An 18,613-nucleotide genomic window follows, 5' to 3' on the forward strand; every position below is an offset into this window, starting at 1 on the left:
CTGGCGTCTGGTCTCAACCGCCCGCGGCGGCGGGGGCAGCCGCGGCGGGCGACGCCGCTGGCGCGACGGCGACCTTGTCGCCCGCCTTGGCGCGGCCGCCGACGACGACCCGGTCGCCGGCCTGCAGGCCGTCGGTGATGTGCCAGGCAGCGCCGTGCATCGCACCGGTGCGCACCTGCCGTGCCTGCACGGTATCTTGGCCATCGACCACCAGCACCTGCGGGCTGCCGTCGGTGCCGCGCACCACCGCGCGCTGCGGCACCAGCACCGCCTGCGGGTCGACGCCCTGCGGCGCATGCACGCGCACGTACATGCCGGGCAGCAGCAGCCCGTCGGCATTGTCGAAGCGGCCGCGCAGCGATATCTGCCCGGTACCGCGGTCCACGGTGATGTCGGAGAACAGCAGGTGCCCGTCGCGCTGCTCGCCCGTGCCTTCGACGCTGACCGAAATCCGCGCACCCCTGCCTTCGTCCTGCGCCAGCCGCCCTGCGGCCAGTTCGGCGCGCAGGGCCTGCACTTCGGCCACCGGCTGCTTGAAATCGACATAGACCGGATCGATCTGCTGGATCATCGCCAGCGGCGTGGCTTCGCCCTGGCCGACGAGGGCGCCTTCGGTCACCAGCGCGCGGCCGATGCGGCCCGAGATCGGCGCCTTCACCGTCGCATGGCCGAGATCGAGCTTCGCCGTCTCGACCTCGGCCAGCGCCGCCTGGCGCTCGGCCTGCGCGCTCTTGAGCCGCGCCTGGGCCGCATCGTAGTCCTGGCGGCTGACCGCTTCGATCCTGACCAGTTCTTCATGGCGCTTCAGCACGGCCCGGGCATCGAACAGGTTCGCTTCGGCCTTGGCCAGCGCGCCCTGCGCGCGCGACAGCGCCGCCTTGAACGGCGCCGGATCGATCTGGAACAGCACCTGGCCGGCCTCGACGTCGGCGCCTTCGGTGAACTTGCGGCTGAGCACGATGCCGGCGACCCGCGCCCGCACTTCGGCGACGCGGACCGGCTCGACACGCCCCGGCAGTTCGCTCGACAAGGCCAGCGGTCCGCGCTCGACCGTGATCGTCTCGACCGTGGGCAAGGTTTCGGCTTGCGGTCCGGGCGCCCCCCGGCTGCCGTCGCAGCCGGCGATCAGCGCCGCCGCGGCAAGCATGAACAGGGATGGCGGCCGCATTTTCGGGCTCTTCATCATCGGTCTCTCTGCAGGATCGGAATGCACAAGCGCTGCATGATTCCACAAAAAATCCTATGAATCAATTTTGATTCAAAAGATATTTTTATGATCAATTTTACGTTTGAATCCAGCTCATGCGACAATGGGGCCGATGATTGGCGAAGGTGAGTCAGGTGTGATTCACGTTCGCATCCGAACCCCTGACATGGAAGCGTGTGAGCCTGGCATGACAACTCCTGCCGCCGATGCCGAAGACCGGAAACTGCTGGCCGCGCTGGCCCTCGCCCTCGTCGACCAGCCCAGGGCCTCGCTGCAGGAACTCGCCCGCGCCATCGGCATCAGCAAGGCCACGCTGTACCGCTTCTGCCGCACCCGCGAGCAGCTCATCGAGCGCCTGATGCAGCACTGCACCCAGGTCTTCAGCGACGCCATCAGAGACGCCAGCCTGGACACGGCGGCGGTGCCGGACGCCCTCAGGCAACTGACCGCCAGCCACCTGGAGCACCGGGAACTGACCGCCTTCCTGATGTATTACTGGAAGGATGCGCTGAGAGATCCCTGCGTCGAAGAAGGCTGGGATGCCGCGCTGGACGCCTTCTTCCTGCGTGGCCAGCAGGAAGGCGTGTTCCGCATCGACATCCCCGCACCCGCGCTGGCCGAGATCTGGGTGTCGATGGTGATCGGCCTGGTGGACGCGGAGCGCCGCGGCCGCGTCGCCCGCGCGGGCCTGCCCGGCCTGCTCGAACGCGCGTTCCTGCAGGGTACGGCAAGGCAGTGACAAGCTGCCGGGACGGGCGTCGCCATGGGCCTGAAGCCGGCCTTCCCGGCCCCGCCATCGGGAGCTGAACATCCTGGCGGGTGCGATGACCGGACGCTGCCCGGGCCATGCGCCGCCGGATCGGAGACATCTTGTCGATCGTGGGTGGCAATGATGCGGCCGATGCATCTCGCCACGCAGACCGAACGGGGACAGGGCCGCTTTGCCGATCGGGGAGGCCGCTCGCCTGCCACCGGCCGGCAAGGGAACAGCAATACGATCAGCCCTGCACGGCCCTGACGACGTCGATCACGGTGCCGTCCCGATACTCCACGAAGGCGACGACACGCCCACAGGATGGAATTCCGGCCGGCGGCTTCGTCGCCTGCCCGGCGGCGATGTCGCGCAGCGCCTCGACCGGCACCACCGGCAGGCCGGCGGCCTGCAGCCGCTGCGCGAGCTCGGTGCGCCGCGGATTCACCGCGACCCCTGCCTCGGTGACCAGCACGTCGATCGTCTCGCCGGGCGTGGTGACCACGCCGACGCGATCCACCACCTTGGCGAAGCCGCCGGCATTGAGCTTGGTGGTGACGATCGCCAGCTTCGCCCCCGCTGCGGTATCGGCATGGCCGCCCGAGCCGCCGAGGATCACGCCGTTGGTGCCGGTGGTGACATTCACGTTGAAATCCGTGTCGATCTCGGCCGCGCCCAGGATCACCACGTCGAGCTGGTCGACGACCGGGCCGCGGGTCGCCGGATTGGCATACAGCGAGGCCGACATCTCCATGTGGGCGGCGTTGCGGCGGAAGGAATCGACCGCGGCGAGATCGAAGCACTGCACGTCCAGCAGGGTCCGGAACAGGCCTTGTTCGAGCATCTCGACGAGGTAGGAAGTGATGCCGCCGGAGGCGAAGCTGCCGGTGATCCCGCGCGCGACCATCAATTCCCGCAGCGCCGCGGCGACGGCCAGCGAGATGCCGCCGGCGCCGGTCTGGAACGACAGCCCGTCCTTCAGCAGCCCGGAGGCCTCGATCACCTGCGCAGCGGTACGCGCGATCTCCAGCCCGACCGGGTCCGAGGTCGCCCGCGTGGTCCCGGAGACGATGCCGGCGGCGTCGCCGATGGAGTCGACCTCGACCACGTGGTCGACGAAGTCCTGGGTGATCTGGGCCGGGCTGGCGGGGTGGGGCACGAGGTGGTCGGTGACGGCCACCACATGCCGCGCATGCCTGACGTCGACCAGCGCATAACCCAGCGTGCCGCAGGCCGAGCGCCCATCGATGCCGTTGATGTTGCCGCAGCAGTCGGCCGTGGGCGCGGCGACGAAGGCGACGTCGATCGGCAGCTCACCCGCCATGATCGCCCGCGCCCGCCCGCCGTGGGTCAGCATGCGCACCGGCTCGCTCAGTTCGCCGCGCGCGATGGCCTCGCCGACCGCGCCGGAAATGTAGGTCGCGCTGATCCGGCCGACGACGCCGGAACGGATGTGCTCGACCAGCGGCGCATGCACCGGAAACAGGGAACTGGCCGCCACATGGATGCCGCGCAGCCCGCGCCGTGCGATCTCGGCAAGCACGAGGTTCAACAGGTGGTCGCCATTGCGCAGATGGTGGTGGAACGACACCGTGCCACCATCGGCCAGCCCGCAGGCATCCAGCGCGTCGCCGATCGACGCCAGCAGCTTCTGCTGCCCGGACGCGCGGCCAGCCTTCCCGCCCGCGCCGGCGAAGGGCGCGCGGCCGGGCAGTTGCGCGGGAATGTCCCGTCCGACGGCGTTGATCATGTTCGTCTCCTCGTTCATTCGATCGGCCGGCGCATCGAGACGCCGCAAGGGCGCATCGTATCGAAGGCGCCCGGAGAGGAGGTATCGTTGATTCATTAACCCGGTCTTCACGAAATCCGAAGACCGGCCAGGGCCCCTCCCAGCCACAATGGAAAAAGCCTTGGCATGGAAGAAGCCCCGGCAGCGGCGGCGAGGCTCACGCTGCCGCCTTGCGGCGACGGCGTGGGTCCGGCGCTCATTCCGCGAGCTTGCGCATCTCGCAGATCAGGTCCGACTTGCCTTCGAAGCCGATTCCCGGCAACTCCGGCAACGTGACGTAGCCGTTCTCCACTTTTACGCCATCCGGGAATCCGCCGTAGGGCTGGAACAGATCCGGGTAGGACTCGTTGCCGCCCAGGCCGAGGCCAGCCGCGATATTCAGGGACATCTGATGGCCGCCGTGCGGAATGCAGCGGCTGGCAGACCAGCCATGCTGCTTCAGCATGTCCAGTGTGCGCAGATACTCGACCAGCCCGTAGCTCAAGGCGCAGTCGAACTGCAGCCAGTCGCGGTCGGGACGCATGCCGCCATAGCGGATGAGGTTGCGCGCATCCTGCATCGAGAACAGGTCTTCGCCGGTTGCCATCGGCTTGTCGTAGTAGTTCCTCAGCGCTGCCTGCAACTCGAAGTCCAGCGGGTCGCCCGGCTCCTCGTACCAGAACAGGTCATACTGGGACAGCGCCTTGGCGTACTGGATGGCGGTATCCAGATCGAAGCGGCCATTGGCATCGACCGCGAGTTTCTGGCCATCCTGCAGCACGCTCAGAATCGAGTCGATCCGGCGGAGATCCTCATCCAGCGATGCACCGCCGATCTTCTTCTTGACCACGGTGTAGCCACGATCGATGTAGCTGCGCATCTCGTCCTTCAGCTTTCCGTGATCCTGGCCGGGGTAGTAATAGCCGCCGGCCGCATACACGAAAATCTCGCGGTTCACCGTGCCGTCGCCATGGCGGTCGGCCAGCAACTGGAACAGCGGTTTGCCTTCGATCTTGGCCACCGCGTCCCAGACCGCCATGTCGATCGTGCCGATCGCAACCGAGCGCTCGCCGTGGCCGCCCGGCTTTTCGTTGGTGAACATGCAGTTCCAGATCTTGTGCGGGTCCAGGTTGCCGCCGCTGACATCGACCAGGCTTGCCGGATCGGCCTCCAGGATGCGGGGAATGAAGCGCTCGCGCATCAATGTGCCCTGGCCGTAGCGGCCGTTGGAGTTGAAGCCATAACCGATGACCGGCTTGCCATCGCGGATGACGTCGGTGACGACGGCCACGAGGCTGAGCGTCATCTTGCTGAAATCGATATAGGCATTACGGATCGGGGAACTGATCGGTACGGTCTTCTCGCGAATTTCCACTATTCTCATGTGCGTCTCCTTGAAGTCCGGAGGCTGGCGGGTCAGCTTCCGTGGCACTAGAATAGTTTTAAGCTCCTTGATGCTGTTTCAGCCTGATCTGAGATCATTATTAAGTTTTGATTAAAACTGCAAGCTTCTCCGAACTCGAATTCTTCGTGCTCCTGAACAGGCTGGGCAGCCTGTCGGCCGCAGCACGGGCACTCGACATCACACCGCCGGCGGCGACGATGCGCCTGGCAGCGATGGAGAAGCGCATCGGCGCCCGATTGCTGAATCGCAGCACGCGCAGGATCAGCCTGACGCCCGAGGGGGAGGTCTATCTCCAGCATGCGGTCCGCCTGATCGACGAACTGCGGGAACTGGACGAGATCGTCTCCGGAAACGGTGCCGCGCCGCGCGGGCTCCTGCGCGTCAACGCACCGCTGGGCTTCGGCCGCAGCGTCATCGCGCCGCTCGTCTCGACCTTCACGGCCCGCCATCCCGATGTCCAGGTGCAGCTGGAAGTCACCGACCGCCCCGTCGATCTGATCGACAAAGGTTTCGATCTGGCAGTCCGCTTTGGCGAACTGCCGGACAACAGGATCAACGCCCGCCGGATCATGTCGAACCGGCGCTTCGTCTGTGCCTCGCCCGCTTACCTGGAAAAGCATGGCACACCGAAGAAGCTGGAAGACCTGACCAGGCACCGCTGCATCATCCATCGGCAGAACAACGATGCATACGGCGTCTGGCGCTTCCTGGTCGATGGCCGCACGGAAGCCGTCAAGGTCCAGGGAGTCCTGTCCAGCAACGACGGGGACATCGTCCAGGGCTGGGCGCTGGATGGCCGGGGCATCGTCATCCGCTCGGAATGGGACGTGACCAAGTACCTGGAAAGCGGCCGGCTGCGGCGCATTCTCCCCGAGTTCGCGCTGCCGAGTGCGGACCTGTACGCCTATTACCCGAGCAAGAAGAACCTGCCTGCCCGGGTCAGGACGTTCATCAACTTCCTGGTCGAGCAGCTTGCGGGCGAACAGGCCTAGCCGGTTCGGGCCGGCGGCGCCCCGGAATGGAGCGCCGAGCTGCGAAAGCAATGTGATGAGCCGAATCGTTTACTAAGATGCAGGTGAGGCTCCCCGAGACCTCGTCAAGGAGAACGACATGAAAGCCTCCAGAACATCCGCCCGCCTGATTCTTGCCGCCACCTTGCTGGCGGCCGGCCACACCGTCCAGGCCACGGAACCGGCGCAGGTCAGCGACGGCATGCTCACCGGCAGCAACGGCATGACGCTCTACACCTTCGACAGGGACGCCGAAGGCAGCGGCACGAGCGCATGCAATGGCCCCTGCGCCACCAACTGGCCGCCGCTGCTGGTGATGGAGGGCGAAACGGCCGGGGCCGACTACAGCGTCGTGACGCGCGACGACGGCAGGAAGCAATGGGCCTACAAGGGCAAGCCGCTGTATTTCTGGGCCAAGGACCAGAAGCCGGGGGACAGGACGGGAGACGGCTTCAACAACGTCTGGCGCGTCGCGAAACCCTGAAGCCGATGGCGACCCTGGATTGCCGCGGCGTCATAGCCTTCCGATGCGCATGTTGATCGGCCAGACGATGGCGCGGCGGGTGTCGCCGTCGCCCCATGCCGCGGAAATTTCGTCGGCGAAGCCGAGCAGCACGTCTTCGCGCCCCGCTTCCCTGGCATTGCGGACGGCCGACCAGGTCGACAGATAGCCCAGGAACTCGGGCAGGCGCCAGTCGAGCCGGATCTGCAGGGCTGGGGCGCTCAGTTCCTGGAAGGGGAAATCGAGGGTCGCGTAGCCGCTGTCCACCAGCTTGCGCTCGGGCGGCCAGCAGGGGCCGATGCCGTCCCGGTAGAAGGCCTGGAATCGCTCGTCGAGCGCGGGTTCGAGCCTGAGGACGCCATAGCTGACCAGGGCCAGGACGGCTCCCGGCGCGCCGACCCGGCGAACCTCCCGGTAGAAGGCGGGCAGGTCGAACCAGTGCGCGGCCTGGGCCGCGGTGATCAGGCTCGCGCTGCCATCGGCCAGCGGAAGCCGTTCGGCCGGCGCGCACCGATAAGTGATGCGCGCGTTCGGCGCGGCGTGCGCGATCTGGTCGGCGCTGGGGTCCAGGCCGACGACCGTGTCGAAATGCGGCGCAAGCAGTTGGGTCAGTTGCCCGTTGCCGCAGCCGACATCGACCGCAAGCCCGGTGTCCGGCGCCGCCGAGGCGAGGAAGGCGGCAAGCTCGGGCGGGTATTCGGGGCGAAAGCGCGCATAGGCGCTGCCGCCCTGGTCGAACCAGTTGCGTGCCGGGGTGGAATCACTCGACATCGGTGTCGCCTCCTGTGGAAAGTCCTGCCTTGGCGGCCGCGATGCGGGCCGGGAATTCTTCGCGTGCCAGGGCCTGGGCCGCATCCTCCAGCACCTGCTCCAGCCGGTACACACCTGGCGAAGCTGCTTCTGCCGGCACCCTCACGCCCGGGTGAACGCCGCCAGGCATTTCTGCAACTGCGCCTTGGGCACGCGCTGAATCCGCCGCAGCAGTTCGACCGACACCTGCGGCACCCGATGGCGCTGGCGCAGTTCCTCTTCGAGACGCAGCAGCAGGCTTGCCGCCATCTCGGCATCGGCCAGCGCGCGGTGATAGCGGCCGGCGACCGGCAGTTGCGCGTACTCGACCAGCGCACCGAGCTTGTGGCTGGGTGCCAGCGGGAACAGGCGGCGGGACAGCAGCAGCGAACAGACGAACTCCTGCCTGCGCGAGCGCTGGACGCGGGCGAGTTCGGCATCCCAGAACTTGGCGTCGAAGGAAGCGTTGTGGGCGACGATGGGGATGTCGCCGACGAAGTCGGACACTTCCCGCATGACCTCTCCGGCGGGCGGCGCGCTGCGGACCATGGCATTGGAAATCCCGGTCAGCGCTTCGATGAAGGCCGGGATGCGCACACCGGCGTTCATCAGGCTCTGGTATCGATCCACCACCCGGCCGTCTTCCACGATCACCGCCGCGACCTCGGTCGCCCGGTCGCCCTGCGCGGGCGACAGCCCCGTGGTCTCGAAGTCGATCACCGCCACCACTTCCATGCTCGGTACACCTGCTGATTCGTCAGAGTCGGAACTGTAGCCGACATCCGGCGGATTCGGCCATGCCACATGGGGCGTGCCGAAGCGGGCACGAGCCCCGTTTGAAGGGCACTGACACCTGCCTGCCATCCCAGCAGCGGGGCTGTCATTTTCGGCAGCCGAGACAGCGCCACATTCGCCGGACGGTCGCCGAAAAGCCAGGCGCGGCGCCTTTTCCGGCATTGGCACGAACCATGCTCACTCCAGCCCATTCATCAATCCAAAAAATCGGCGGATCCGACTCCATGAATCAATCTCTTCGATTCACCCGTTTCCACGATCCGACGCCCATGGGCCGTGGTTCGACAAATATCGTTTTCCCGATGTCTGGAATGCAGTAACTCATTAGGAGATATCCAAAATGAAAACACTGGCAGTAAAGACCATGGCCCTGCTCATTGCGTCCGGCCTCGGCCTGGGCGCAGGCATGTCCTCCGCGGCCGAATCGCTGCAGGACGTGATGAAGCGCCGCAACCTGACCCAGCAGGATCTGCTCGCGGCGGCCAAGACCTACACGCCGAGCGGCGGCCGCGACGAATTCCTTGCCTTCAGTTCGGGCGGACAATCCGGCCAGGTTCTCGTCTACGGCGTGCCTTCGATGCGCATCCTGAAATACATAGGCGTATTCACGCCTGAGCCCTGGCAAGGCTATGGCTACGACGAGGAATCCAAGGCAGTGCTCGCCCAGGGGCGCATCGACGGCAAGGACATCACCTGGGGCGATACCCATCACCCCGCGATTTCCGAAACCAATGGCGAATACGACGGCCAGTTCCTTTTCATCAACGACAAATCGAACCCGCGTATTGCCGTTCTCGATCTGCGCGACTTCGAAACCAAGCAGATCGTCGTCAATCCGATCATGAAATCGGAGCATGGCGGCGCCTTCGTCACCCCGAATACCGAGTACATCATCGAGGCCTCGCAATACGCCGCGCCGCTCGAGAACCAGAAGTTCTACCCGCTCGAGCAATTCAACGAGAAATACCGCGGCGCCATCACCTATTGGAAGTTCGATCGCGAGCACGGCAAGATCAAGCCCGAAGAATCCTTCTCGCTCGAACTCCCGCCCTATTCTCAAGACCTTTCGGATGCGGGCAAGCTGGTGTCCGACGGCTGGTCCTTCACCAACAGCTTCTGCACGGAACGCTACGTCGGCGGCATCGAGAAGGGCCGCCCGCCGTACGAGGCCGGCTGTTCGGCGAAGGACACCGACTACATGCACGTGATCAACTGGAAGCGTGCGGCCGAGATCGCCAGGGACGACAGCAAGATCCAGGTCATCAACGGCCATCGCGTGATCATGATGGAAACGGCGATCAAGGAAGGCATCCTGTTCCTGATTCCCGAGCCGAAGAGCCCGCACGGCGTCGATGTGACGCCGAACGGCAAGTTCATCGTCGTCTCCGGCAAGCTCGACACCCACGTATCCGTCTATTCCTTCGAGAAGATCATGGATGCGATCAAGAGCGGGCGCTTCGAATCCAAGGATCCGTATGGCATCCCGGTGATCGGCATGAAGGATGCGCTGCACACCCAGGTCCAGCTCGGCCTCGGCCCGCTGCACACCCAGTTCGATGCCAAGGAGTGCGTCGCCTACACCTCGCTGTATGTGGACTCGATGGTGGCGAAGTGGAACTTCTGCGAAGGCAAGCTGCTGGACAAGCTGGCCATCCACTACAACATCGGCCACCTGATGACGATGGAAGGCGACACCACCAAGCCGAAGGGCAAGTACCTGGTGGCGCTCAACAAGCTGTCGATCGACCGTTTCAACCCCGTGGGCCCGCTGCATCCGCAGAACCACCAGCTGATCGACATCAGCAACGACAAGATGCAGCTGCTGTACGACATGCCGCTGCCGCTCGGCGAGCCGCACTACGTCGTCGGCATCGACGCCAAGAAGCTCAAGCCCGCGATCCGCTACAAGGTCGGCACCAATACGCGTACCGACTCCGAGCATGTGGGCAAGGTGCGCGCGGGCGAGGAGAAGATCGTCCGCGAGGGCAACAAGGTCACGGTGTATGGCACGCTGATCCGCTCGCACATCACTCCCGAGACCATCGAGGTCGAAAAGGGTGACGAGGTCACGATCTACCTGACCAACCTCGAGCGCGCCCAGGACGAGACCCACGGCTTCACCGTCTCGACCTACAACGTGCATGCCTCGGTCGAGCCGGGCAAGACCGCCTCGGTCAAGTTCACCGCGGACAAGGAAGGCGTGTATCCGTACTACTGCACCGAGTTCTGCTCGGCGCTGCACCTCGAGATGCAGGGCTACCTGCTGGTCAGCCCGAAGGGCTGGAAGCCCGAGGAAGGCGCCCAGCTCGCCGCCGCCAACTACACCGAAACCGACTACAAGAACACCTTGAAGAAGGTTGTGGACACCCAGGCGGTCATCGACCAGGTCGTCGGCTACATCACCTCGGTGAACTACAAGGCCTATCCGGAAGTCGTCGCGCTGATGGAAGACGCCACCGACCAGCTCGGCAAGACCCAGGAAGCCAAGGCCAAGCACGAGGCCGCCGCCGCCCAGCAGGACTGGGAGCAGGCGAACCTGTGGGCCGAGCAGGTGTGGCAGTACCAGGTCAAGGCTGCCGACATCGGTCTGCGCGCGAAGACCTTCCTCGAGCAGAAGGGCGCCAAGTAGCACACGAATCGGGGAGCGGAGCCAGTGGCCGCCGTTCCCCGACCTTTCTTCTCTCCCAAGGATGACGGATCCATGAAGCTGATCGTTTCTCTGCTGCTGGCGGCCACCGTGTCCGCCCCCGCTTTCGCCGCGCTCGACGGCGCCAGGCTCTACGCCGAAAAGACCTGCAACGCCTGTCACGGCGCAGACGCCAGGAAGCCGCTGCTGCCCACGTACCCCATGCTCGCCGGCCAGAACGCGGCCTATGCCGAGCAGCAGATGAAGGACATCAAGAGCGGCACGCGTGCCAATGGCCAGTCCGCCGCGATGAAGGGCGTGATGCACCTCGTCAATGACGAAGAGATCAAGGCGATCGCCGCCTGGCTCGAAAGCCTGAAATGAGGCAGCCCTTCACCGCCCCCCGTGACCACGCATGCGGAAGCCATGTTCTCTCCAAGCCCTCCGCGCTGCACCGATTGAGGACCCGAATCATGAAGATCACCGTTCTGCTCACCGCCCTGCTCTCCGCCAGCCTCGCGTTCGCCGGCCCCCCTGCACCGAAGGCAACCGGCATCGAGGGCGAAGGTTATGTCTGGAACGCCCAGGAAGGCGAAAAGATCGAGGCGCTCCAGCTCGAGGGAGACGTCACCCGCGGCGAGGAAGCCTATGAAATCTGCGGCGCCTGTCATCTGCCGTCCGGCGCAGGGCGTCCCGACGGCACCTTCCCGCAGCTCGCGGGCCAGCACACCACCGTGTTGATCAAGCAGATGGCCGACATCCGCGCCGGCCTGCGCGACAACCCGACCATGTATCCGTTCGCGGTGACCCTGGTCGACCCGCAGGAACTCGCCGACGTCTCCGCCTATATCGAAAGCCTGTGCATCCCGACCGACCACGGCAAGTACGAGGGCGCCGACGTCTCGATCCAGATCGCCAAGGGCAGGGAGATGTACGAGAAGGACTGCATGGAGTGCCACGGCAAGAACGGGGAGGGCGACAAGGAGAAGTTCTACCCCGTCATCGCCGGCCAGCACTACAAGTACCTGCTGCGCCAGATGACCGAGATCCGTGACGGCCACCGCCGCAACGCCAACCCCGACATGGTCAAGGTCATCAAGCCATACAACGACGACCAGTTGGTGGCGATCTCCGCCTACCAGGCCAGCCTGAAGATGCCCGGCTCGATGTGCAGCGCCAAGAAGTGACCCGCTGACCTGCCCGTCTCGCACCGGGGGGTACGTGCCACGCGCACGCCCCCCGGGACCGCCAACCCATCCTCTCGCGACCGGAGCTCCACATGCCTGCAACCCAAAACAAGAACGGCCTGATCGCCGGCCTCACGCTGGTGGCGCTGGTGGCGATGGTCGCCGCCTACTTCGCCCCCATCTGGTGGGTGTCGCTGACTGCCCCGAACTACCCTGAAGACGCCTTCCCGGACGGCATCCGCATCCACTTCCACTTCGATGGCGTCAAGAACGGCTGCTCCACCCCGCCGAAGACCTCGCGTCTTGCCGAAGAAACGATGGCCGAGGACATGGGCGAGGGCACCGGCCGCTACAACCCGATTCTCGCCGAGCAGACCACGCTGACCGGCAAGGCGACCGCGCTCGACTGCGTTCACGAGATGAACACGATCAACCACTACGTCGGCATGTATCCGATCGCCACCGGCGGCCCGGTCGAAACCAAGCTCTCCAAATTCTTCATCACCTTCTTCGCCGTGATGCTGCTCACCTTCGCCGTGCGCGACCGCAGGCTGCGCCTGGGCATCATGGGGGCCGGTTTCGGCGCACTGGCCGCATGGATGGTCGCCGACCAGTTCGTGATGGGCAGGCTCGCCATCCACGTGCAGCACTACATGGACGAGTCCGCGACCTTCTTCAACGACCCCGAACGCATCGCCGCCTGGGGCAGGAACGTCGAGCTGGTCTCGAAGATCGCGATCTTCGGCCTGATCGCCGCCATGCTCGTGGTGCTCGCCGGCGTGCTCAAGTTCCGCTCCTTCGAACTGCTGCTCGCGCTGATTCCCGGCCTGCTGCCGCTGTTCTACCTGGTCGAGTATTCCGGCTGGCTGTGGTTCTTCGGCCACAACCTGCACCCGTGGGGCGCTTTCACGGTGAAGCCCTTCATGCCCACCGTGTTCGGCGAAGGCAAGGTGGCGCAGTTTTCCACCTTTTCGTACCCGCACTGGGGTTACGGCCTGCTGATGGTGGTGTTCGTCTGCCTGATGCTCGCCCTGCTGCTGCGCCGCAAGCAATTGCGCGAAGAGCAAGCCCTGGCCGGCACCCGGCAAGGATGAACGCCCGTGAGCATTCTTCAGCGGCTGACATTGCTGGCCGCGGCAGCGGCCCTGGCCCTGCCCACGGCCCAGGCGCGGGAGTCCGACGGCGAGGACCGGGTCCGCGGACCCGGCGCCACCGCCGACTTTTCCACCGCGCCGCGGGTCGACGTCCATAAACCGGTCGAACTGATCCCGCTCTACCTGCGCCACAAGCGCATCCACGGGCTGCAGCCCTTCCAGGAACTGGTCGACAAGGCGCCCGAAGGCAGCGTGCTCAAGGTTCCGGCAGGCCATTACTCAGGGCCGGTGCACGTCAGGAAGCGCCTGACGATCGAGGGCGAAGGCGAGGTCGTCATCGACGGCGGCGACAAGGGTACCGTGTTCGTGCTCGAAACCAACGAAGCCACGCTGCGCAATCTCACCATCACCGGCTCGGGCGACTCGCACGACGCCGACGACACCTGCCTGAACATCCGCGGCCACGGCAACCTGGTCGAGAAACTGAACATCGCCGACTGCCTGTTCGGCATCGACCTCAAGCAGGCCGACCACAACATCGTGCGCAACAACAAGGTGCGCTCGAAGGACGCCGAACTCGGCGTGCGCGGCGACGGCATCCGCCTGTGGTACAGCAACGACAACCTGATCGAGAACAACCTCGTCACCGACACGCGCGACATGGTGGCCTGGTACTCGCACCGCAACATCTACCGCGGCAACGAAGGGCGGCGCAGCCGCTACTCGATCCACTTCATGTTCGCCAACCACAACATCGTCGAGAACAACCGCTTCCACGACAATGCCGTGGGCATCTACTTCATGTACATGGAGGGCGGCGTGGCGCGCAACAACGTCATCTCGCACGCCACCGGCGCCACCGGCATGGGGCTGGGCTTCAAGGAGTCCTCGGACATCCTGCTCGAGAACAACGAGATCATCTACTGCGCCGTGGGCGTGGGCTCCGACCTCTCGCCCTTCCAGCCCGACACCGCGATCCGCTTCGTCAATAACCGCTTCGCCTTCAACGGCGTCGCCATCCAGCTCACCAGCGAACTCGGCGGCAACGAGATGCTCGGCAACATCTTCGAGGGCAACCTCACCGACATGTATCAGGCTGGCCGCGGCGAAGGCGTCAAGAACAAATGGAACGGGAACTACTTCGACACCTACCAGGGCTTCGACCGTGACGGGGACGGCCACGGCGACACCCCGCACGAGGAATATGCCTACGCCGACCGGATCTGGATGGAGATCCCCAGCGCGCGCTTCTTCAAGACCTCGCCCGTCCTCGAACTGCTCGACTTCCTCGAGCGCCTCGCGCCGTTCTCGAATCCGGACCTCCAGGCCCGCGACGAAAACCCTCTCTACATCAAGCCCGAACGGCGCACCGAAGGGAATGCATCATGAGCGACAAGGAAAACGCCCCCGCGCCCGCCGCCCCGGCCAAGGGCAAGGCGCCCGTTTCGCGCGAACGCGCGCGCCAGGGCCGGCGCAAGGCCTTGCGCACGATCCTGCTCACCGGCGGCGTGCTCGGCGCCGGCCTGTCCGGCTACCTGCCGCTGGTCTATGCGCGCACCAGCCGCCTGCGGCCGCCCGGCGCACTCGACGAGAAGGAGTTCCTGCAGTCCTGCATCAAGTGCGGGCAATGCGTGCAGGTATGCCCGGTCAATGCGATCAGGCTCGCCGATCTGACCGACGGTTTCGGCGTCGGCACCCCGTACATCGACGCCCGCGAGCAGGCCTGCGATTTCTCCTGTGACGCGGTGCAGTGCATCCTCGCCTGTCCGACCGGTTCGCTGACCTACGACAAGCCCGATTTCCTGCCGGTGCGCGCGGGCGCTGCGCTGCCGCAGAAGCCGACCCTGATCGCCAAGATGAACGACCCCGAGCCCACGCTCAACATGACCGAGCGCATGGGCGTGGCGCGCCTGACCCGCCCGGAATCCTGCCTGGCGATGAAGGGCGAGGGCTTCAAGGGCCAGGCCCGCGGCCCCGGATTCAAGGGCAGGATGCGATACGTCAAGGTCGACCGCTGGAAGCCCATCCAGGTCGCCGACCATCCCTACGACGTCCCGCTGTGCGACCTGTGCATGCGCGAATGCCCGATCGCCGGCGCGATCTCGCTGGAGAAGTTCACCGGCCCCGACGGCAGCACACGCGCGCGCCCGATCGTGCACGAGAACTGCGTCGGCTGCGGCGTGTGCGAGATGATCTGCCCGACCGAACCCGCCTCGATCGCCATCGTCCCCCGTGAGGTGTGGAAATCATGAGCAAGCTGCTGACCCGCCGCTACTTCGACCAGATTAAGGCGATGTTGGGCAAGGAACCCGAGAAGCCCAGGGAAATCTCGCCCGCGGCGCAGAAGATCCACTTCTACAAGAAGAACAACCGCGACGAGATCGCCGAGCTCAAGCACCGGCGCGCGCACGAAAAACCCAGCCACACGTGGCGCAACCGGCGCTGGGCGACGCTGATCTTCGCCAACCTGCTGTTCGTGTTCTCGTACTGGCTCGACATCCAGGTGCTGGAGGGCGCGCTGACCGCGTCCCGCTTCGTCGGCTTCCACATGGCCGACCTCAATTCGGCGCTGCAGGTGATGCTCGCGCACAAGCACATCATCACCAACCTGCTGATCGGCACCGCCACGGTGCTGCTGCTCTGGGCCCTGCTCGGCGGCCGGACCTTCTGCTCCTGGGTCTGTCCCTATCACCTCGTGGCCGAGTGGGCGGAAAAGATCCACCTGTATCTGGCGAAGAAGAAGCTCGTGAGCGACCAGCCGATCGACCGCCGCCTGCGCACGGTGTTCTGGATCGTGTTCGCGGCGCTCGCCGTCGTCACCGGCTACACCGTGTTCGAGGCGATCTCGCCCACCGGCATCCTGTCGCGCGCGCTGATCTACGGCGCCGGGCTGTCGCTGCTGTGGGTGCTGGCCCTGCTCGTGTTCGAGGTCTTCTTCTCGCGCCGCGCCTGGTGCCGCTACGCCTGCCCGATCGGACTCACCTACGGCGTCGTCGGCATCATTTCGCCGGTCCGCATCAAGTACAGGCTCGAGGGCTGCTTCCACGAGGGCGACTGCCGCAAGGTCTGCCTGGTGCCGCACGTGCTCGACACCGTCATCAAGGGCCGCGCGGTCGAGCCGGAAGTGCCACTCGGCCCCGACTGCACCCGCTGCGGCCTGTGCGTGGATGCGTGTCCGACCGGTTCGCTGAGCTTCGACATCAAGGGGCTGTCCAGACTGCTCTGAGACATTCCGGACCGCCACCCCCGGACAATCCGCAACACATGACGAGAGTCGACACATGATCCGACTACAGAACGTCCGCAAGACCTTCCGCAGCGCGCGGGTGCTCGACGGCATTTCGCTCGAGGTCGCCCCCGGCGAGCGCATCGCGCTGATCGGCTCGAACGGCGCCGGCAAGACGACGCTGATCCGCTGCCTGCTGGGCGAGTACGTGCATGACGGCGAAGTCCGCATCGACGGCGTCGACCCGCGCCGCGAACGCGCCACCGTGCTCGCCAACGTCGGCTTCGTGCCGCAGCTGCCGCCGCCGCTGAAGATGCCGGCGGGGCAGCTGATCGACTTCGCCGCCGGGCTGTGCGGCACCGCGCCGGCACGCATCGACGACATCGCGCGCCGGCTCGGGCTCGACATCGATTCGATCCGCGCGCGCCAGTTCGTCCGCCTGTCGGGCGGCATGAAGCAGAAGCTGCTGATCGCGATCGCGCTCGGCCGCGACGCGAAGCTGCTGATCATGGACGAGCCGGCCGCCAACCTCGACCCGGAGGCGCGCAGGATCTTCTTTGACCTGCTTGCCGAGCGGATGCAGGAAGCGACGATGATCATCTCCAGCCACCGCCTCGACGAGGTCTCCGCGCTGGTGAACAGGGTGATCGAGATGGACACCGGACGCATCGTGCTCGACGACAAGGTCGCCGACCCCGGCGCGCTGACCACCCGGCTCGACTGCCGCATCGTGCTCAAGACTCCCGATCCCGCGATCGCCAAGGCCCTGGCGGGCTGGAAGTTCGCCTTCGACGCCGAAGAAACCGCGTGGAGCGGCGAGATCGCCGGCGCCGACCGCCTGCGCTTCCTCGGCGTCGTCTCGCGCTACACCGGGCTGGTCAGCAGCCTGGACATGACCGAAAGGCCCCACTGACCATGTGCAACCAGCATCGACGCCGATTCATCAGCCGTCTCGCCACCGGCGGGCTCCTGCTCTCCCCGCTCGCCGCCGCGCTGTCGGGCTGCACCGACGACAGGTGGCCCGAGGGCATGAAACCCATCATCTGGGACCGCGACACCTGCGTGCGCTGCAACATGGCGATCTCCGACCGCCGCTTCGCCGCGCAGATGCGCGGCGGCCCCAAGGACACCGTGTTCAAGTTCGACGACGTCGGCTGCCTGGTGTTCTGGCTGGAGGAGCAGCGCGACCGCTTCCCGTGGATGACGAACGCATCGTCCCGGATGTGGGTGGCCGACTTCGACAGCAAGAGCCGCGACGAGATGGTCTGGCACGACCCGCGCAAGGTGCGCTACATCACGCGTACCTCGCCGATGGGCTACAACCACGCTGCCGCCGGCGCGGCCGCCGAGGCGGAGAGCGCGAGCTACGAGGACATGCGGCAGCAAACGCTGGCGAGGGGGAAATGAGGCACATGAAACAGTTCTGGCTCACCGCAGGTCTGGACATCGTCGAGTCGCTCCGCGCCCGCTGGTTCCACGTCTACACCCTGGTCTTCGGCGGCATCGTCGCCCTGCTCTTCCTGTTCGGCCTCACCGAGTCGCGCGTGCTCGGCTTCATCGGCCTGTCGCGCCTGCTCGTCACCTACATCCAGCTGACGATGGCGATCCTGCCGATCTTCGTGCTGATCACCACCGTGCGCTCGGTCGCCGGCGACCGCGAGGCGGGCGTGTTCGAGTACCTGCTGTCGCTGCCGGTGTCGCTGTGGGCCTGGTTCTGGGGCAAGTTCGCCGGCCGCTACATCGTGATCTTCATGCCGGTGTTCGCCGCGATGCTGCTCGCGGTGGCCTGGGCGACGGTGCAGGGCATCGAAGTGCCCTGGGGCATGTTCGCCTACTACACCGCGCTGATCGCGGCGATGGCGATGTGCTTCCTCGGCTTCGGCATGCTGATCTCGTCGATCGCGCGCAGCACCGACGTCGCCCAGGGCGCCGCCTTCCTGGCATGGCTGGGCTTCCTGCTCTTCCTCGACCTGATCCTGCTCGGCGTGATGATCCAGGAACGCATCTCGCCCGAACTCGCGGTCACGATCGCGCTCGCCAATCCGCTGCAGGTCTTCCGCACCGCCGCGCTGTCGATGTTCGATCCGCAACTGATCGTGCTCGGCCCCTCGGCCTACGTGATCCTCGACCTGTTCGGCGTGCTCGGCTACAAGGTTTTCGCCGTCGCCTACCCGGCCGCACTCGGCATGGCGAGCGCGGCACTGGGCTTCCTGATCTTCCGTCGCGGCGACCTGCCCTGAGCGAGCGCCCCCC

At 65.8% G+C, this 18,613-nt stretch carries 19 protein-coding genes; 13 read left to right on the forward strand and 6 right to left on the reverse strand.

Annotation, left to right across the window (positions count from 1 at the left end; translation table 11 throughout):
- Positions 1-13 precede the first annotated feature (13 nt).
- The gene (locus ACNQFN_RS17090) at positions 14-1,168 is read right to left on the reverse strand and encodes an efflux RND transporter periplasmic adaptor subunit (RefSeq protein WP_169802974.1); all 1,155 of its coding nucleotides are present in this window, start codon (positions 1,166-1,168) and stop codon (positions 14-16) included.
- A 226-nt stretch (positions 1,169-1,394) separates the two neighbouring features.
- On the opposite strand from ACNQFN_RS17090, the gene ACNQFN_RS17095 reads away from it, so the two are divergent.
- Entirely contained in the window at positions 1,395-1,946 is a 552-nt protein-coding gene (locus tag ACNQFN_RS17095) for a TetR/AcrR family transcriptional regulator (RefSeq protein ID WP_068637084.1), read from the forward strand.
- Between the two features lie 259 nt (positions 1,947-2,205).
- Here ACNQFN_RS17095 and citF read toward each other — a convergent pair whose 3' ends face one another.
- A complete protein-coding gene (citF, locus tag ACNQFN_RS17100) occupies positions 2,206-3,708 on the reverse strand; it encodes a citrate lyase subunit alpha (RefSeq protein WP_068637144.1) in 1,503 nt (500 codons plus the stop codon).
- Between the two features lie 235 nt (positions 3,709-3,943).
- Positions 3,944-5,110, reverse strand: coding sequence for a mandelate racemase/muconate lactonizing enzyme family protein (locus tag ACNQFN_RS17105; protein WP_068637085.1), 1,167 nt, complete (start codon positions 5,108-5,110; stop codon positions 3,944-3,946).
- Positions 5,111-5,217: 107 nt separating this feature from the next.
- Between ACNQFN_RS17105 and ACNQFN_RS17110 the strand changes: the two genes are divergently transcribed.
- On the forward strand, positions 5,218-6,123 hold the full coding sequence (locus ACNQFN_RS17110; RefSeq protein WP_369404210.1) for a LysR family transcriptional regulator: 906 nt from the start codon (positions 5,218-5,220) through the stop codon (positions 6,121-6,123).
- A 118-nt stretch (positions 6,124-6,241) separates the two neighbouring features.
- Entirely contained in the window at positions 6,242-6,625 is a 384-nt protein-coding gene (locus ACNQFN_RS17115; protein WP_068637086.1) for a hypothetical protein, read from the forward strand.
- Positions 6,626-6,655: 30 nt separating this feature from the next.
- Here the strand turns inward: ACNQFN_RS17115 and ACNQFN_RS17120 are convergent, their stop codons facing one another.
- Genes ACNQFN_RS17120 through ACNQFN_RS17130 form a run of 3 tightly spaced genes read right to left on the reverse strand, consistent with a single transcriptional unit; the run spans position 6,656 to position 8,167 of the window.
- Positions 6,656-7,414 carry a class I SAM-dependent methyltransferase gene (locus ACNQFN_RS17120; protein ID WP_068637087.1) on the reverse strand — a complete coding sequence of 253 codons (759 nt, stop codon included), beginning with the start codon at positions 7,412-7,414 and terminating at the stop codon, positions 6,656-6,658.
- The gene (locus ACNQFN_RS17125; protein WP_169802973.1) at positions 7,404-7,559 is read right to left on the reverse strand and encodes a hypothetical protein; all 156 of its coding nucleotides are present in this window, start codon (positions 7,557-7,559) and stop codon (positions 7,404-7,406) included. Before ACNQFN_RS17125 ends, ACNQFN_RS17120 begins: the two co-directional genes overlap by 11 nt.
- Positions 7,556-8,167: a PolC-type DNA polymerase III gene (locus ACNQFN_RS17130; protein WP_068637088.1), complete on the reverse strand. Its 612-nt coding sequence runs from the start codon at positions 8,165-8,167 to the stop codon at positions 7,556-7,558. The genes ACNQFN_RS17125 and ACNQFN_RS17130 overlap by 4 nt, the downstream gene beginning before the upstream one ends.
- A gap of 400 nt (positions 8,168-8,567) precedes the next feature.
- Here ACNQFN_RS17130 and nosZ point away from each other — a divergent pair, with 400 nt between their 5' ends.
- The 10 genes from nosZ (at position 8,568) to ACNQFN_RS17180 (ending at position 18,600) form a co-directional block, all read left to right on the forward strand.
- Entirely contained in the window at positions 8,568-10,856 is a 2,289-nt protein-coding gene (gene nosZ / locus ACNQFN_RS17135) for a Sec-dependent nitrous-oxide reductase (RefSeq protein ID WP_068637089.1), read from the forward strand.
- A 72-nt stretch (positions 10,857-10,928) separates the two neighbouring features.
- Positions 10,929-11,237: a c-type cytochrome gene (locus ACNQFN_RS17140; RefSeq protein WP_068637090.1), complete on the forward strand. Its 309-nt coding sequence runs from the start codon at positions 10,929-10,931 to the stop codon at positions 11,235-11,237.
- Between the two features lie 89 nt (positions 11,238-11,326).
- Positions 11,327-12,040 carry a c-type cytochrome gene (locus tag ACNQFN_RS17145; RefSeq protein WP_068637091.1) on the forward strand — a complete coding sequence of 238 codons (714 nt, stop codon included), beginning with the start codon at positions 11,327-11,329 and terminating at the stop codon, positions 12,038-12,040.
- A 92-nt stretch (positions 12,041-12,132) separates the two neighbouring features.
- Entirely contained in the window at positions 12,133-13,134 is a 1,002-nt protein-coding gene (locus ACNQFN_RS17150) for a hypothetical protein (RefSeq protein WP_068637092.1), read from the forward strand.
- Positions 13,135-13,140: 6 nt separating this feature from the next.
- Positions 13,141-14,523: a nitrous oxide reductase family maturation protein NosD gene (gene nosD, locus ACNQFN_RS17155; protein ID WP_068637093.1), complete on the forward strand. Its 1,383-nt coding sequence runs from the start codon at positions 13,141-13,143 to the stop codon at positions 14,521-14,523.
- Positions 14,520-15,386 carry a 4Fe-4S dicluster domain-containing protein gene (locus tag ACNQFN_RS17160; RefSeq protein WP_068637094.1) on the forward strand — a complete coding sequence of 289 codons (867 nt, stop codon included), beginning with the start codon at positions 14,520-14,522 and terminating at the stop codon, positions 15,384-15,386. The genes nosD and ACNQFN_RS17160 overlap by 4 nt, the downstream gene beginning before the upstream one ends.
- On the forward strand, positions 15,383-16,360 hold the full coding sequence (locus ACNQFN_RS17165; RefSeq protein WP_068637095.1) for a NapH/MauN family ferredoxin-type protein: 978 nt from the start codon (positions 15,383-15,385) through the stop codon (positions 16,358-16,360). Before ACNQFN_RS17160 ends, ACNQFN_RS17165 begins: the two co-directional genes overlap by 4 nt.
- Before the next feature lie 55 nt (positions 16,361-16,415).
- Positions 16,416-17,273 carry an ABC transporter ATP-binding protein gene (locus ACNQFN_RS17170; protein ID WP_068637096.1) on the forward strand — a complete coding sequence of 286 codons (858 nt, stop codon included), beginning with the start codon at positions 16,416-16,418 and terminating at the stop codon, positions 17,271-17,273.
- A 116-nt stretch (positions 17,274-17,389) separates the two neighbouring features.
- Positions 17,390-17,767, forward strand: coding sequence for a hypothetical protein (locus ACNQFN_RS17175; protein WP_418647059.1), 378 nt, complete (start codon positions 17,390-17,392; stop codon positions 17,765-17,767).
- A gap of 5 nt (positions 17,768-17,772) precedes the next feature.
- A complete protein-coding gene (locus ACNQFN_RS17180; RefSeq protein ID WP_068637098.1) occupies positions 17,773-18,600 on the forward strand; it encodes an ABC transporter permease in 828 nt (275 codons plus the stop codon).
- The last annotated feature ends 13 nt before the right edge of the window (positions 18,601-18,613 follow it).

Origin of the sequence: Thauera butanivorans (genome assembly GCF_048398245.1) — a bacterium.
Classification (GTDB): domain Bacteria; phylum Pseudomonadota; class Gammaproteobacteria; order Burkholderiales; family Rhodocyclaceae; genus Thauera; species Thauera butanivorans.